The following is a 15,954-nucleotide window of genomic DNA, read 5'->3' as shown; positions in this document are numbered from 1 at the left end:
TTGTCTGTTCTCACTCATGTCGGACACCTCTTCTGTTCCTTATTGTTTATTATCTAGTGCTTCCAATGAGGTGTCCACTTTCCATGCTAGCATCAAACATCCCGCTAATTGTTCTATTTGATCGATAATGAAAGCTATAGACGGAAAACCTCCCGTTATTTTAATCGATTCGGTCAATATTCAAGATAAGCGCCGATTTAGATGGAGCTTTTCCGGTTAGCTGCATGTCTCATGACCTCATTGGGTGTTTAACTGGAGGAATTCCATTAAAAAACAAGGAAATTTTCGCCGGTTCCAGCTTATACACCTTCGAAACATACACCGAGTACGCTGCCAGCGTCCTTGCAGCAAGGATGATGCTTAATCCCTGGCCCAGCCAGCGTTTTCTAAACATTTTCATGCTTAACCCTCCAAGTTTTTTGTATGCGCTTTCAACACAAGGTATACAGATTTTAAATGACCGATTATAATAACGAAGACTAAACATCGATAACAATACCTCAAGGTATTTCGTACCACCCTCAACGTACATAAATAATCGCCAACCACTTCCGTCAACGGAAGTGATTGGCGACTGGAGCGTTACTCTTCATCTTCTTCTAAATCTTCGATAATTTCACTTGCGGCTCGCTCACCGCTCTCAACGCCTCCGTTCAGGAATCCCTGCCAATCAACAGAGGTGTGTTCACCGGCAAAGTAGCAGTTCCCCATTCTCCCCTCTCTCTCTCCTTCGATACCTGCAAATTTCGTATATTGACCGACCTTCCAAAAGGAATAAGAGCCTTTGGTAAAAGGATTTCCCGGCCAGTAATCACGTGTCGACCTACCGTTCCATTTCCCAGAGATGCCAGGTAATACGGGCTCCAGTTGCGTTAGAAATATTTCTGTACGTTCTGTTGGAGTGCCTCTGTTAAATCCTGTTGCGATTTCTCCTCCCGTGTAATCCACCAAGATTCCCGCTTTTCCAGGTTGTGCCCTGCTCACCTCATAAGTGTTCTGATAGCCTCTATCGGAAAAGGTTTCTCCATTGCAGCCGAGGTCATTCCAATGACGACCGGTGAACTGAGCATGAAGCTTCGTGTTCGCTCCCATGCCAAGCTCTTCGATCGCGGTTATCTTCAGGGATCTAAATCCTGCCTTGCTAAAATCGACAGAGGTACGCAGGATGGAAAAAGGCAGTGTCAGTACAACCTTGTCAGCAATGACGTTAAAAACTTTCAACATGTTCTTAAAGGTCAGTGTGTAGCTTCCATTGCTGTTCTCTTTGATTGCAATCAATGCTGTGTTGCGGATGATCTGACTTTTCTTAAGCTTTTTTTCCAGTATCTCAGGAATTTGATCGTTTCCGCCACGTATATGGAATCGCTCATCAGAAGAACCGAAGATTCTAAATGGTCTCCTGCTTTCTGAAAATCCGAGAAGATAAATCAGATTGAGTGAGCTCTGATCGCTTGATTCTGCGCCGAACTCGATGTTGTATGCCACGTCTAATAACTGCCCGAACTTCGACTTGATGCCGCCGGGAACATTCTCGTTGATCCAGTCGATAATCGACATGTGATCCAGCTCGAATCCCCGTTGTGTAAAGTTGTTAAACGTCGTTGGATGAGGAGCAGCATTAAGATCTCTTTGAAGTATATTAAATATCTTCTGAAAATCGCGAGTCGCCTCCTCGTATGAATACGGGGTGTTATCAAAGAAATAACAAGGGTCCGTTCCTTTCTTCTCAGCCTCAATAAGGTCATCCAAGGTAAGACCTAACTCTTCAGCCAACTGACGAATTTCCAGATGCTCCGTGTCTATCAGCTCGCCCCCCCGTTCGACGATTTGTCCCTCTTCAAAATCGCCGCGGCGGGTCCAGCATCGGCCGCCGACTCGATCGGATGCCTCGTACACTTTGGCGATAAGCCCCGCTTGCTTCAGACGATAGGCACAGGTGAGACCGGCCAGGCCCGCACCTACAATCACGATACGCGGAGTTGATGCTGCTTTCTTGGCGGACTTTGCGGAAGGTTTAATGGTGGTAGTTGAGGAAGAGGAAAGCTTTATTTCGCGCTTTTGATGAGACTGTCGTTTCACGATCCGCTCTTGCATGACCTGATCAATCGATACACTTCTCTCTAAGGCCTCTCCAACGACTGAATAGGCATCTCTCAAAAATCGGGCTAGTTGTGTCCGAGGCATAACGTCCTCCTTAAATCCAAAATTTCACAAGTTAACTGTAAGAACTATGTGAAAATTGGAGGTGTTATGACGCTGTCAGGTGATTTGTAGGAATATGGTGTTCGATAGATGGATATTAAAGTTGCTTCAGGAAATAAAAAAAAACACCCGCTAATTAAGACCATACCGGTCCTAATTAGCGGGTGCTTTCTCACGTTCTGCATAACAAGGTCCGCCTCATGTCAATTCCCGAATACCCGTGTTCGCTCTCACTAATATCTCGTCATACTTTGCATCATCCCGCTTGGAGGAGCAGTAAGTTCCGATAAACGCCCCCAAGAACCCTAATGGAATCGATATGATCCCCGGGTTGGTCAGGCTAATGAGCGGGGTGCCGACGAAGATCGCCTTGCCTGCGGCCGGATCCCAAACGTTAGGACTGACCGCTACAAGAACGAGAGCGCTGATTAATCCGATCAGCATGCCCGTAACCGCTCCCGTTGTGTTAAACCGTTTCCAGAATACCGTAAATACGAGAACGGGCAGGTTGGCGCTGGCAGCCACGGCAAAAGCAAGGGCTACAAGGAATGCGACATTCAGCTTCTGCGCAAACAGGGCAAGCAGGATGGAAATAACGGCAACGCCCACGGAAGCCAGCCGGGCTGCCCTTACCTGCTCCTTCTCCCGTACGTTCCCTTTCCGGATAATATGGCCATAGAAATCGTGAGCGAAGGCGGAAGCTGCGGAAAGCACAAGACCGGCGACAACAGCCAGAATCGTTGCGAACGCCACAGCCGACACAAAGGCGAACAAGAATTCTCCGCCAAGAGCTCTGGCAAGAAGAGGAGCAGCCATATTGCCCGCGGCGTTCGCTTGCACAATCACGTCCTTGCCGACGAAAGCCGCCGCACCGAAACCGAGAAATAGCGTCATGACATAGAACAACCCGATGATCCAAGTAGCGACGACAACGGATTTTCTTGCGGTAGGCGCGTCTTTTACGGTGAAGAAACGGATCAGAATATGCGGCAGACCTGCCGTCCCCAGCACGAGCGCCAGGTTAAGAGAAAGAGTATCGAGTCCGTTCGCAAATTTATTGCCCGGATTGAGGAACGCCTCCTTCAGAGGAGTTGCAGTTCGCATTTGGTCGAACATGTGCCCGATATTGAAATTGAATTTAGCGAAAACAATAAGCGAAATAATGAACGTGCCGGCTATAAGCAGCACGCATTTGATGATTTGCACCCAACTCGTCGCCGTCATGCCGCCGAACACAACGTAGACGGTCATAAGCACTCCGACGATGAGAACGGAGGCCGTGTAATCGAGGCCGGGGATAAGAAGCGAGATGAGCGCTCCGGCGCCGACCAACTGGGCGATCATATAGAAGATGGAGATGACGATCGAATTGAGCGCTGCGACGCCGCGAATTTTTTTGTTATCGAAACGTGCCGCGATCATATCCGCCATCGTATACTTGCCCAGATTCCGCAGCGGCTCAGCTACGAGATACAACACAACCAGATAAGCAACAAGGAACCCGATGCTGTAGAAAAATCCGTCAAAGCCGAATAACGCGATCATTCCCGCAATCCCGAGGAAAGAAGCCGCGGACATGTAATCTCCGGCAATGGCAAGCCCATTCTGCCAGCCGGTCAACCCTCCGCCGGCGGTGTAAAATTCGTTCACCGTTTTTGTTTTTTTGGCTGCGTAATAGGTAATGACAAGTGTGCCCAGCACGATAATGAGAAACAGCAGAAACGCCGTATTCATCGGTCAACCCGCCTTTCTTTCGGCGGCTTGCACCTGATCTTTGATCTCTTCGCAAAGCGCGTCGAAGGTTTCGGATTTCCTGGAATAGAAGGAGCATAAAGTCCATGTCATAATAAACTGGGAGAACGCGAAGATCCACGCCCAAGAAATCGAGCCGACAGCCTTATTATTCAAGACCTCGGAGAAAGACGTCAGGAGCGGAAGGGTAAAGTAAAACGCCAGGAAGAACAGGGTCATCGGAATGATAAAACGTTTCTTCTTCGCCATCAGCTTGCGGAAAAGCTCCGAACGGGCAATATCGCTGTACGTTAACTGATTCTTTCTCAACGCGATTCCCTCCATTTGATGAATTGCGCAAGGTAAACGGTTTCGGTATATACCATGTTGTAAGCGCTTCATATATTATAGTTAATATTTTGCGCCATTGAACGATTTCGGTGCGAAACGTCGGAAATCGCTCCTTACATACACAAAATCCGTCCTGAACGTACAGATATTGTACAGTAAAAATAAAAGACTGAGCCAATAAATGAAAACAGCGGTGAATGAAGACGTGAAAATAAAGTCTTAGACACCGCTGTTTTTTCTAAGATATTTAGGTCATCGCTTCCGCTTCTTGACCCCAATCGTCCGTCTCTTTCCGGGGACATGCGCCATACTCCTGAACCCATGCCCACATAGCGGCAAAAATAGGCTGCAGACGCTGCCCGCGTTCGGTAAGCTCGTATTCGACATGCAAAGGCACCCCAGGATATAGAGTACGTGTCACGATTTCATTTTCCTCCAACATGCGCAGTCGATCGGTCAACGTTTTCGGGCTGATCGGATGCAGCGAACGCCTCAATTCCCCGAAACGCTTGGTGCCGTTAAACAATTCACGCAATAGAAGCAGGTTCCACTTGCCGTCTAAAATATTCAAGATCGGTTCAATTGCCCCAGGACATGTCGGACTGATCATCGGTATTCCCTCCATAGTTCATTTTTTGAAACTATTGCACTTTAATGTAACTACTTTTCAAATGTATCACAGGTCGCTACTATTGTGAATGAGGAAGGAAAATAATTGAAGAAAAGATGCCAGGAGGAATCATATGAAAACTATTTTATGGGCAACATTAAGCGCTAACGGCAATTATGCACAGTCCAGCCCCGAGAACCCGCCGAAAAAGGAAGCATTTGATGATTTTGTGAAACATGCCAGAGCTGCAGGGAATTTGATTGTTGGACGCCGAACATTCGAGGGCATGTTGGGAAGCGGCGGAGTCGTTGGGGGTCCTTTTACCGGTCTAGATATCGTAGTGGTTTCCAAGAACGCCGAAGAGTTTCCGGGGGTAACGGTCGCGAGATCACCGCAGGAGGCTCTGAACTATCTTCAGCAAAAAGGGCATCAAACCGCTCTCATAGGTGCCGGCGCGGATCTGCACAATGCATTTTTAGGTCAAGGGCTTGTAGATGAACTGATCTTCAATGTAGCACCGGTGCTTGAGGGTAAAGGGTATAATCTTCTAATTGATAAAGAAAATTACCAATACAAGGATGTGCAGCTGCTGAATTTCATGCCCCTCGGCGGTGGCGTCGTTCAGATGCACTATGCGATAGCGCATTAATCTGTTGAAGCTGGCAGGACCCTTATGCGAATTGCAGAGGGGTCTTTTTTTATTTTCTCGCTACACCAATAAAGATTAATGCCCCTGCAGCAGCCGGAACATTTCCTTGGCCGCCACACGGGAAACCGGTATTTGAGTGCGATTCGGATCTCTTAAAATAGCATTGTAGGCGCCGTTAAACCAAGGCTCAAGCTCATAGATATAGTTCAGATTGACCAGATAGCTTCGATGCGGGCGGAAGAACGATGGGCCAAGTCTCTCCTCGAGCTCCTGCAGCGTCTGTTTTGCCGCATAAGACCGGCCGTCCGCCATATGAATGCGGGTTACCTTATCTTCTTTAACTGCATAGAGGAACAGCTCCGCCTCCAGCACGACCATACGGGCGCCGTCATCCACAAGAAGCTTGCCGCTCTTGAAGAGGGGGCCCGGCGTCGTTTTCGTCCTCACATCGATTCCGGCTTCAGTCTTTCTCCCGCGGATGCGCTCCAGTGTCCTCCTAAGCCGCTCTTCATAGTAAGGCTTAAGCAGATAATCGACCGCTTCCAATTGAAAAGCTTCGAGCGCGTACTGATCGTAGGCCGTCGTAAAGACCAGGAAAGGCCGGGGATCCATCTCAACCAGCCGGTGAGCCGCCTGAATACCGTCCATCTCAGGCATTTCGATATCAAGAAAGACAACTTCAGGCTTATGCTTCCGCGCCAGCTCCAATGCTTCAACCCCGCTGGCGGCCGATGGTACCAGCTCAACGTCCGTCTCCTTCGACAGCAGGTAGATGAGTTCTTCCCTGGCCAGCCGCTCATCCTCCGCGATCATGATTCTAAGCTTCATTGACTTTCCCCCTCCATTCCCCGTTGCCGTAGGGGACGGCAAACGTTACCCGCGCCCCGCTCTCGGGACGGTTCCCGTACGTAAGCGATGCTTCCGGGCCAAGTAAACTGATTAATCGCTGATTGACATTGTGAACGCCCAGGCCGGTGCTCCCGCTTCCGCTCATCGGGACCGTGCCAAGCTTGTCCAAGAGGCCGCCCGGAATTCCTTCACCGTTGTCCTCTACGATGATCCGCACCGCGTTCCCTTCCCGCTTCAATTCAATTCGAACCCATCCCCCGTTCGTTTTTTTCTTAAGCCCGTGCTGGATGCTGTTCTCAACGAGGGGCTGCAGCGTTGATGGCGGGATCAGAACCATCTCAAGATTCGGCTCCGAGACGCATTCCACCTTCAATTGATCGGCGAACCGAATCCGGATGATCTCCAAATAGGTGTTCAGATGCTCCATCTCCCGGTAAAGGGGAACAAGCGGCGACTGGGTCATCGTCAAGTTCATCCTCATGAAATGCCCCAGCTGTACCGTCATATGGCGCGCATGGTCCGGATCGATCCGGATTAATGTCACGATGGAATTTAACGTATTAAACAGAAAATGCGGATTAATCTGCGCTTGCAGTACCCGGAGCTCCGCATCCTTCATCAGCGCTTCCAGCTTCTCGCCCATCGCGCTCGTTAACTGGCTGGAGATCAGCTTTCTCAAACCGTATGCAAACTCAACCTCCACCTTGCGGATCTGTTTGGGACTGCGAAAATAAAGCTTGATTAATCCCGCCGTCCGGCCCGATTGGTTGAACGGCACAATGATGGCTGCTCCCAAATCGGGATGATGAGGCTGGATTTGTTCCCGGTTAGCCGCAATCTGAATCATTCCGGTACGGATCGCCGTTCTCGACAATTCCGTCACAATGGATTCCCCGGGGACGTGCCGGGAAGTGCCGATACCGGCATGCGCAAGAATCCGTTCCGTGTCCGTCACGCCCACGGCGTCGGCATGCAATTCCCGCAGCAGAATGGCTGCCGTCTCCCGTGCCGTCTCATAGGACAGTCCCTGCTTGAGGTGAGGAAGCACCATTTCGGTAATGGTAAACGCCCTTTGGGTTTCGTGCGCCGCCGCCCGCTCCTCTTCCCTCAGAGCAACCTGAATCATCGCGACGAATAGGGCGATACCGATGCTGTTCGTAATGACCATAGGAACACCAACCCGATTGACGAGCTCGATAGCCGTCTCCGAGGAGGTGGTGACAATCAATAGGACTCCCATCTGAAGGATAGGGGCAAACACCCCGATGAACATCGCTTTGACCGGGGCGATAATCCGTTCTTCATAGAAGAAACGAGCGACGAATCCCGCCAGAAGGCCGATGAGCGGAGAAGAAATGGCATAGGATGCGCCGGCAAGCCCTCCTAGAACGTAAGCATGCAGGCCTGTCAGCAATCCTGCACCGGCACCGACATAAACGCCTCCGAGCAGCCCGGCCATTACAATACCGATGAGCGCGGAATGCGCCATCATCTCATCAGGGGCAAGCGAGGTCACCCAGAACGCGGAACCTGTCTCCTCCGAGCTCACGGCGACGCCCGCGTACGTCCCTACAATACCGATCAGGCCGAACAATACGGCAAATACGATTCCCGTTCGAAGATTGATATCCCGGTCCAATATATTTCGGAACAGCGGGATGCGGGTCAGTATAAACATAAGGATCAAGAGCATCCCTATTCGCTCAAACAAAACAAGCGTGAGCTGTTCCACAAGCACCCCTCCCGCCATTTGAAAGCCCTTTCATATAAAAGCGAAAACAATCTCATTCCTATTTTAGGATAATGGCTTATTCTCGTCCGCGCAATCTTTAAAGTAAATACAATGAAAAAAGCCGCTCTTTAAGCGGCTTTAATGGGACGATATTCTTTCTTCCAACATTTATTTCTCGTAAGCATTACTACCGCAACCGGCAGCACAATTCAACAACATGTTATTGCAGTTAATAAAACCTGCGGGTCACTTTTATCTTCTACATCTGATCCAGCCAATCCAATTCATTGAGTTCGCTGTCCAACCGTTCGCCATTCTCATTCATCTCTTGAGGAACCGGACTGCTTCTTTTCTGCTTTGCAGCGGGATTTCGATATTCGTAGCCTCTTTTGATAGTACGACTGTTCGATTTACGATGTTCGGCACCATTTATTTTTAGGTTCGGGACCGGGCTTATGTCTCGTTTTATTATTTCGTCTTTCGGGCTTCTGTCTCGTTTTATTATTTCGTCTCTCGGGCTTCTATCTCGTTTTATTATTTCGTCTCTCGGGCTTCTGTCTCGTTTTATTATTTCGTCTCTTTGGCGGTGACGGCTGCGGTCCCGATTGATGCTCGGGTTGCCCTCATTCGACAAATAATTGTTCGTATAATACGGGACTGACTTCCTTATTAGCATGCTGCAACACACCACCCTTACAATAAATGGAACCCTTCAGCATATTCAAAAATTTAAGTTAAATCTACCGACAACTACTAAAATGTATTTATACCTACGGGCAGAGCGTCAAATAGCCCCCATCTTGTCATCAAGATGAGGGCTATTTGACGCTAATGCCTATTTTTACTGCCCTTTATTACTCATAATCCTTCGCCAATTCCATGAGCTCCTCATAGGCTTGCTCCGGCGTAATTTCACCGAACATCATTTTTTCTCCGACCGCTCTGAAGTCTTTCTGCGCGAAGTTGCTCCAGCCCTTAGGCTCCGGTACATACAACTGAGCATCCGGCGACGTATTTGAAATTAACGATATGCCCATTTTATCGGAAGCGGTAAATTTCGGCGTCAGCTGCTCGACGACCTTATTGGAGACAGGAACGCCGCGGGATGTACCCAAAATCACAGCCACCTCCGGATCATTAATAAACCAGTCGATAAACTTCTTCGCTTCCTCCACATGCTCGGAATTAGCGCTTGCGCTCCAGAACATCGACGGCTTGAGCCAGCCGCCGGCCTGCTCATTTTTCGGGATCGTCACGAAATCGAATACCCCTGGCTTCAAGCTATCAAAACCGTTGGCTTGTGCAGCGTGGGCGATACGCAGCAGGGTAGTGCCGTTTACCATGAGATCAAGCTGAGGGTCCAGTTCCTTATCCGTCACGCTCACCTCGCCCGGAGGCACAATCCCCTCCTTGCGCAGCTCGGCAAATTTATGTTGATATTCGAGGTAAGTATCCTTATCCAAATTCAGCTTGCCGTCATCCGTAAACACTTGACCTAAGCCTTTGCTCAGCTGATAATTGGCGTATTGCCCGAAAGCGGCGGAAAGATCAGTTAACGCGTAATGATCGGAGCCCAGCTTGGCTTTCGCTTCTTTGCCGAAGGCGAAATACTCATCCCAGGTCCAGCCGTTCTCCGGCTTCGTAATGCCCAGCTTTTCTACAGCCTCTTTATTAAAGATCATCCCGATTGCATTATTGCCCAGAGGAATGGCGTACAGCTTACCCTGATATTTCCCTGTGTCCAGAAGAGAGGCATCGATATCTGCCGTCGATATGCCCGCAGATAAATCGGCCAATTGATTACGGCCCGCATATTCCGCCAAATAGGATGCATCCATTTGAATAATGTCCGGTGCATTTTTCGCCGCAGATTGAGTGGCCAGCTTATCCCAATACCCTTCCCAGCCGGAAAACTCAGGCTCGAACGTCACATTCGGATTTTTTTGCGTATACAAATCTAGCGCTTTTAAAGTTGCATCGTGTCTGGACTGGGAGCCCCACCATAAAATGCGCAGCTTTACCTGGCCTGCTTCCGCCGCTTGCTCCGTGCTTTCCCCCGCCCCCGTCGTGTTCTTCGCATTGCCGCTGCAAGCAGCTGCTGTCAGAAGCATGATTCCCGTTAATAGAACGGTGATTGATTTCTTTACATTGATTTTCATAGTGGAAATCCCCCTTAGGAATGGATAAACCGTTTACATTTCATATATTAGCAACCAACCCGGTGACCTTGGTATACGAGGAATGCACAATTTCTTATAGAAATGCATCCTTTCTAGCCTTTTACCGATCCGGCCGTTATCCCTTCAACGAAATGGCGCTGCGCCAGGAAAAAGATCAGGACGGAAGGTACGATCGAAAGAAGGGACATCGCGAGCAGCTGCCCCCAAGGGACGGATGACTGGGAATCGACGAACATGCGGAGCGCCAACCCGACCGTGTATTTATCGACCGAGTTAATATAAATCAAATGGCCGAGAAAATCATCCCAGTTCCACAGAAAACAGTAGATCGCTACTGTCACCAATGCTGGCTTCGTCAAAGGCAGCACGATTCGCCAGTAGATGCCGAACCAGCTGCAGCCGTCCATTTTGGCCGATTCATCCAGCTCCTTCGGAATGCCTCTAATAAACTGCACCAACAGATAGACGAAGAAGGAACCGCCGATTCCGCCTGCCAGCGTGTGAGGAACGATAAAAGGCAAAAACGTATCGACCCAGCCCCAGCCGTTAAACATCACATACTGCGGTACCATCGTGACCTGATGGGGCAGCATGAGCGTCAGCAATAGGATCGAGAACCATAAGCCGCGCAGCGGGAAATCGAGCCGGGCAAACGCAAAAGCGGTCAGACTGCAGGCAACAATACTTGTAAGAAGCACGCCTATAATTAATTGAAAGGTGTTCAAATAGAAGTGGGTAAACGTAAACCCAGGTATCGCCGTCCATCCGTCGATGAAGTTGCTCCACATCGGCTGCTCGGGAAAGAGACCGGGCCTCGACATTTCCTCATTCGTCTTTAACGAAGCACCAATCCACCAAAAGACGGGATACATCATGATAAGGCTTAATAGGCTGAGCATCACATTTTTTTGAAATAAGCTTCGTTTAGAGCTCCGCATCATCCTTTTTTCCTCCCGTCATTCTCGTAGAATACCCAGTACTTCGAGCTCATGAAGATCAAGGCTGTGCAAACGGCAATGATAATGAGCATGATCCAAGCCAAAGCCGAGGCGTATCCCATCTGCAGCCGTCCGAATGCGCGGTCATACAAATATAGAGCGTACATATACGTAGAGTTGATCGGTCCGCCCTCCGTAATGATGAATGCCTGCGTGAACATTTGGAAGGAGCCGATCGTTTGAAGCACTAAATTAAACAAAATGACCGGCGAAAGCATCGGAAGTGTAATGCTGAAAAACTGTCTGATCCTGGTGGCTCCGTCCACCGAAGAGGCTTCGTAAAGCTCCGTCGATATTTGCTTGAGTCCGGCCAAAAAAATAACCATCGAGGAGCCGAACTGCCAAACCACCAATAAAATCAGCGTTCCAAGCGCGGTTTGCGGATTGGTGATCCAGCTGACGCCTTTTATTCCGAACAAGGCCAGCAGCTGATTGAACAACCCGTCCGAGTCAAAGATATTTCTCCAAAGAATAGATACCGCAATGCTGGTCCCGATCAAGGAAGGGAGATAAATCATCGTTCGATAAAAGGACATGCCGCGAATATTTTGCTTAAGCAGCATCGCGATCAGCAGAGCAGCGAACAGCTTGAGCGGAACCGAGAATAAAACAAATAAGAACGTGACCTTAAGGGATTGGAGAAACACGGCATCGGAAGTAAAAATCCGTTCATAGTTCCCGAATCCGGTCCATTCCGGCTGCTCCAACAGGGAATATTTTGTGAAAGAGAAATACAGCGATTGCAGCATCGGCCAGAACGTCAATAAGAAAAGTCCAATCAGCCATGGAGCTAAAAATAAATATCCGGCAACCGGTGATTCCCATCTGCTCAGAAAACGGCTCAGCATCGACTTCTTTTTCAGGATCGGTCCCGCTTTCGCCGCATTAAGGGCTGTAGAAGAGCTCCGATTCATAGTAGCATCACCTCTGTCTGGTTTATTATGAGTTAATCATATAAGACCAGCAGACAATGAAAAATAGGAACGATGTACACTTTGTTATACATATTAACAAAAAATGAAGACTGCAAAATTCGTTGGCTCGAACCCCAGTCCTCAGTAAGATATCTACTTATTTTTATACAAATCTGTCGGATTGCAGCCGGTATACTTTTTAAATAACGTACTGAAATACGGCACATACTTATAACCGACCCGGTCCGCCACCTCGTAGATCAAGTGCTTCCCTTCCAAAATCATTTCCTTCGCTTTCTCCATCCGAATCCGCGTCAAGTAGCTGTTGAAGGACTCTCCCATCGCCTTCTTAAAGAGAAGGCTTAAGTAGTTTCTCGAAATATGAATACGATCCGCCAGATCGGATATCGTAATCGGCTCGGCATAATGCTCATGGATAAACTGGACGATAAAATCAACGGCCTGCCGATGCTTGATGTTTTCATTGCCGCTGCGGGAGCCGCAAATCATATGAATTTTGCCGTATAGCCACTCCTTCAGCTGCTCCAGTGTCGTTACGGTACGCAGCTCCCCCCGGGTAACCTCGTTCATCGGGACGATGTCTTCCAATTGAACGCCGACTTCAAATAGTGTATAAGCAAAAATAGTCCAAAGCTCCGTACCCAGCATTTCAAGGTTGCGGGCCGATACATCCCCGCCCTTGCTCCACTGGCCGAAGTATTCATCCACAATCTGCTTCGCCTTATCTTCTTGAAACAGCTTCATAGCCTCTGCCATTTGCTGATAAAACTTAACCGGACGGAGGGAGATCGGATAAGCTTGCTGCTCTTTTTGCCCGCCAGAGACATATTCGTATAAGTGAACGCCTTCCAAGGGCGTGGTGTTTTTAAAATAAAGAGCCTGGAAAGCCTCCTCGGTCGAATCGGCAATTTCCATCCAACTCGTCTTAAACGTTCCGATTCCAACGTGAAGCGTAATATCTAGGAAGGAGCGAACGCTTTGAATGATTCTTTCCCCAAAGCGGTAAGCTTGCTTCATCGTAAGGTCGCTCCATTCTTCATTCGGAGCATGAAGGATAATCGCCGAGTGGCTGCTGAATAATTCAACATAATGAGAATCCGGCCACTCTTCGCGGGAGAGCTCCTGAATAATGTTAGCGAGGGCGAACCTGAACAAGCTCAAATCCTTCGTTGAGGCCCTAGTCACACGATCCGTACGGATCATTTCAATGCCAATCACGGCATGGCGGCGTTCTTTCCAATACCGGTACGCATCAGGGATCATCCGGGTAACCGGAAGCTTTGTATGATCCGGTCCTGTGGAGATCGATTTGATCCATTCCTTCTCAACAAACGGTTCATATAGCTTCAACTTCTCCTCCAGCTCTTCATTCCGATGTCTTTGCTCCAGCTCTTCTTCGAGTGTCGCGATCGTTCTCTCCAGTACATCCTGAATCGTCTGCACGCTGATGGGCTTGTTTAAATAATCGGCGATCCCAAGCCGAAGCGCTTGTCTTGCATATTCAAAATCCGCGTAGCCGCTTAAAACAATAATTTTCCCGTGAAAATTCGCCTTATTCAGCTGCTCTACCATATCCAGGCCGCTGAGCACGGGCATATAAATATCGGTGATTACAATATCGGGCTGACACGCTAGAACGACCCGCAGTCCTTCTTCTCCGTCCATCGCCTCCCCGACCCACTCCGCGTCAAGCTCTGTCCAGGGGATGACGTTTTTCATTCCTTCCAACACGCTCCGGTCATCATCTATAATTACAATTTTCCACATGCCGCATCACCCTGTTCTTCTTTATTGTTTAACGCCGGAATGCGTATGAGGACCGTTGTCCCGGGGCCATCCGTATTCGACTTCAGCTCTAGACCGTAGCTGCTGCCAAAATAAATGTCAATGCGTTCACGGACATTCCGGATCCCGTATCCCCCGGTTTTTCTTTTTTTTGGCTCCTGCCAATCATTCCTTAGACCGATGCCGTTATCGGTTATGCGAAAGACGACTACAGCATCCTTGGTGATTTCCGCACATACCTCGATCAAACCCTCTTTTTTCCCGTGAAACCCGTGCATAATCGCATTCTCGATAAAAGGCTGCAGCGTCAGCTTCGGAATAGATAAGTCCTTGATGGTTTCAGGTACATCTACTCGTAAAATGAACTGCTCACCCAGCCGGATCTGCTGAATCTCCATATAGCATTCCATGTGCAGCAATTCGTCACGGATACTGATTACGCTTTCACCGTTCGAGAGGCCGATGCGGAACATTTTGCCCATTAACTCCAGGATGCGGCTCATCTTCTCCTGCCCGCCCGCAATCGCCATCCAATTCAGCTGATCCAAGGTGTTATACAAAAAATGCGGATTGATCATCGCCTGCAGCGCTTTGATTTCCGCTTCCTTCTGCCTCCGGTACTGATCCTCTAGCGATGCATACAGCTCCTGAATACGCTCAATGAGCTTGCGATAGCCTGCAAATAACGCTCCGAATTCATTACGGTACCCCTTCGGCAAACTAATTTTGTTGACATTGACTGAATTTCGGCTCATTTCATGCAGCAGCAGCCCGATCGGCTTCACAAACTTCCGGGAGAAAAACAAATTGAAACATAGGGCGATAAGCATAGCCGAGCCTCCTGCCAGCAGTAATACCATAGCAAGCCGAACGCTTCCTCCCGTAATTTCCTCCCATGGAGTCGATTCGATCAGCGTCCAATCCCTATTGAAGTGTTTGGCCCATACCATCAGATATTCGCTTGAATCCGTAAGGCCGCTGCTCACAGCTTTCGTTTTCATATAACCGGACTCGCCGTTTATGTTTTCCAAGTAGGCCTTGATCTGGTCCTGCGACATGGTGCCGCCGCCGATCATCGTAATAAGCCGTCCCCCGGAATCGAGCAGAATCCGGTTTGCCGCAGGATTATGACCTTCTATCAGCTTCTTAATCGAAGACGCTTTAATATTCAACAGCAGCAGCCCGCGGTAATCACCTGCAGCCGAATACACCTTGCGGACAAAGCTGATGACCTGCTTCTCGCCTTGAGCGGTTCGGATCTCGTGCTCTCCGATCCAACCGAAGTCGTTATTTTCGATAGCCGGGTTGTACCAGTCTTCTTCTTTAATTAAATCATGCTCGATAAATTTCACAGGGCCCTGAGGCTCAAATTGAAGCGTTTGCTTAACATAGAAATGAACGGACTCAATATCGGGTGTCGAAAAAGCAAGCTGCGCAAGGAACGACTCCATTTCCTTACGCTTCTTGTAATTGGTATAGGGATTCTCCGCCACGTTGACATAATCCAGCAGATTCGTGTTCCGGGTGGCCGTCAAGGAAATTTGTTCGATCGATTTCATTTGGATATCAACTTTATTATAAAGCTCATTAAGCAGACCTTGCTGGTAATAGGACGTATTCTGCACCATCTGCTGTGCGGAGTAGGAATAGGCGATCCAAATGACAATGGTAAGAAGCGTTACGATGAATGCTGCTGAACCGCCGAACAGAAGGTAGTCGATGCGGTATTTTTTAAACATGCTGGTTCGCCTCCTACAAAATATCATTTTAGTACCCTTAGGAGACACTATATACAAATAGAAGCGTAGAATACAAGATTGAAAAAGGTTAAGGTAGAAATTGTGAATACTTACATCCTTACTTAAGCTTAACTGGTTATTAGTGCAATACGCATCTCCGATTTGGTGCTTTTCTTATACAAATAAGTTGTTT

General features: G+C 48.7%; 14 protein-coding genes. 1 reads left to right on the top strand and 13 read right to left on the bottom strand.

Translation table 11 applies throughout. From position 1 onward, the window contains the following. Positions 1-229: 229 nt before the first annotated feature. The 5 genes from DFP97_RS30570 to DFP97_RS02105 all read right to left on the bottom strand — a co-directional run bounded on the left by DFP97_RS30570 (position 230) and on the right by DFP97_RS02105 (position 4,894). Positions 230-400 carry a hypothetical protein gene (locus DFP97_RS30570; RefSeq protein ID WP_181873320.1) on the bottom strand — a complete coding sequence of 57 codons (171 nt, stop codon included), beginning with the start codon at positions 398-400 and terminating at the stop codon, positions 230-232. A 182-nt stretch (positions 401-582) separates the two neighbouring features. Continuing rightward, positions 583-2,184 (bottom strand): flavin monoamine oxidase family protein, encoded by a 1,602-nt coding sequence (locus DFP97_RS02120; protein ID WP_114378301.1) that lies wholly within the window; start codon positions 2,182-2,184, stop codon positions 583-585. A gap of 216 nt (positions 2,185-2,400) precedes the next feature. Then, entirely contained in the window at positions 2,401-3,936 is a 1,536-nt protein-coding gene (locus DFP97_RS02115) for a solute symporter family protein (RefSeq protein WP_114378300.1), read from the bottom strand. A gap of 3 nt (positions 3,937-3,939) precedes the next feature. Beyond that, a complete protein-coding gene (locus DFP97_RS02110) occupies positions 3,940-4,278 on the bottom strand; it encodes a DUF485 domain-containing protein (RefSeq protein WP_114378343.1) in 339 nt (112 codons plus the stop codon). A 253-nt stretch (positions 4,279-4,531) separates the two neighbouring features. Further along, entirely contained in the window at positions 4,532-4,894 is a 363-nt protein-coding gene (locus tag DFP97_RS02105; RefSeq protein WP_114378299.1) for a winged helix-turn-helix transcriptional regulator, read from the bottom strand. A 133-nt stretch (positions 4,895-5,027) separates the two neighbouring features. Between DFP97_RS02105 and DFP97_RS02100 the strand changes: the two genes are divergently transcribed. Beyond that, the gene (locus tag DFP97_RS02100) at positions 5,028-5,543 is read left to right on the top strand and encodes a dihydrofolate reductase family protein (protein ID WP_114378298.1); all 516 of its coding nucleotides are present in this window, start codon (positions 5,028-5,030) and stop codon (positions 5,541-5,543) included. A gap of 75 nt (positions 5,544-5,618) precedes the next feature. On the opposite strand, the gene DFP97_RS02095 is transcribed toward DFP97_RS02100, so the two are convergent. The 8 genes from DFP97_RS02095 to DFP97_RS02060 all read right to left on the bottom strand — a co-directional run bounded on the left by DFP97_RS02095 (position 5,619) and on the right by DFP97_RS02060 (position 15,761). Then, a complete protein-coding gene (locus DFP97_RS02095) occupies positions 5,619-6,371 on the bottom strand; it encodes a LytR/AlgR family response regulator transcription factor (RefSeq protein ID WP_114378297.1) in 753 nt (250 codons plus the stop codon). Then, positions 6,361-8,124 (bottom strand): LytS/YhcK type 5TM receptor domain-containing protein, encoded by a 1,764-nt coding sequence (locus tag DFP97_RS02090; protein WP_114378296.1) that lies wholly within the window; start codon positions 8,122-8,124, stop codon positions 6,361-6,363. The genes DFP97_RS02095 and DFP97_RS02090 overlap by 11 nt, the downstream gene beginning before the upstream one ends. Positions 8,125-8,383: 259 nt before the next feature. Then, a complete protein-coding gene (locus tag DFP97_RS02085) occupies positions 8,384-8,800 on the bottom strand; it encodes a hypothetical protein (protein WP_114378295.1) in 417 nt (138 codons plus the stop codon). A 178-nt stretch (positions 8,801-8,978) separates the two neighbouring features. Beyond that, the gene (locus DFP97_RS02080; protein ID WP_114378294.1) at positions 8,979-10,283 is read right to left on the bottom strand and encodes an ABC transporter substrate-binding protein; all 1,305 of its coding nucleotides are present in this window, start codon (positions 10,281-10,283) and stop codon (positions 8,979-8,981) included. Between the two features lie 113 nt (positions 10,284-10,396). Then, positions 10,397-11,245: a carbohydrate ABC transporter permease gene (locus tag DFP97_RS02075; RefSeq protein ID WP_114378293.1), complete on the bottom strand. Its 849-nt coding sequence runs from the start codon at positions 11,243-11,245 to the stop codon at positions 10,397-10,399. Beyond that, entirely contained in the window at positions 11,242-12,216 is a 975-nt protein-coding gene (locus DFP97_RS02070; protein ID WP_114378292.1) for a carbohydrate ABC transporter permease, read from the bottom strand. The genes DFP97_RS02075 and DFP97_RS02070 overlap by 4 nt, the downstream gene beginning before the upstream one ends. A 153-nt stretch (positions 12,217-12,369) precedes the next feature. Continuing rightward, positions 12,370-14,004, bottom strand: coding sequence for a response regulator transcription factor (locus DFP97_RS02065; RefSeq protein ID WP_114378291.1), 1,635 nt, complete (start codon positions 14,002-14,004; stop codon positions 12,370-12,372). Further along, positions 13,989-15,761: a cache domain-containing sensor histidine kinase gene (locus DFP97_RS02060; protein WP_181873319.1), complete on the bottom strand. Its 1,773-nt coding sequence runs from the start codon at positions 15,759-15,761 to the stop codon at positions 13,989-13,991. Before DFP97_RS02060 ends, DFP97_RS02065 begins: the two co-directional genes overlap by 16 nt. Between the last annotated feature and the right edge of the window lie 193 nt (positions 15,762-15,954).

Origin of the sequence: Paenibacillus prosopidis (assembly GCF_003337375.1) — a bacterium.
In the GTDB taxonomy this organism is placed as follows: Bacteria; Bacillota; Bacilli; order Paenibacillales; family Paenibacillaceae; genus Pristimantibacillus; species Pristimantibacillus prosopidis.
Note: the sequence above shows the minus strand (reverse complement) of the source record. Positions and strands in the feature narration are given on the sequence as shown.